Origin of the sequence: Sphingomonas sp. 10B4, from assembly GCF_035019905.1 — a bacterium.
In the GTDB taxonomy this organism is placed as follows: Bacteria; Pseudomonadota; Alphaproteobacteria; order Sphingomonadales; family Sphingomonadaceae; genus Sphingomonas; species Sphingomonas glacialis.
Genome location: NZ_JASJVC010000195.1, coordinates 1 through 489 on the forward strand (window position 1 = coordinate 1; position 489 = coordinate 489).

Genomic DNA, 489 nt, shown 5'->3' on the forward strand with positions numbered 1-489 from the left:
GGGATAGATCTTGTGCCCCGGCGCCGGCTTCGACGTGTTCGGCCGCCGGTAGATCGCCTCGATCGCCATCTTCTTCATCAGCGTCGATACGTGCAGCCGGCCGACCTTGATGCCTTCGGCGGCAAGCAAGTCGCGCAACATCCGGCTGCCCGCGAACGGGAAATCCAGGTGCAGCGCGTCGATCCGCCGCATGAGGGCAAGGTCGGCAGCCGAGGTCGATCTGGGGATATAATAGACGCTGCCGCGGCTGATCCCCAATTCCTGCGCCTGCCGTGTCACCGGTAACGCGTGCGAACGGTCGATCATCGTTTTGCGCTCGGCAACAGTCCTGCTTTGCCAAGCGCCCCGGACAAAAAATCGTTCACCAGCGTCAACTCGCCGATCTTGGCGTGCAACGTCTTCACGTCGATCGCCGGCTCCGCCGGCTCGCTATGGCCCTCCGACCCGAAAACCGCCGCGGCCCCGCCCAGCAGCTGGCCCCGCCACGTC

The 489-nt window shown here is 65.0% G+C and carries 1 pseudogene; it reads right to left on the reverse strand.

Annotated elements, in window-relative coordinates:
- Positions 1-489 (reverse strand): annotated as a pseudogene (locus QN347_RS19435) (IS3 family transposase); the annotation flags it as partial.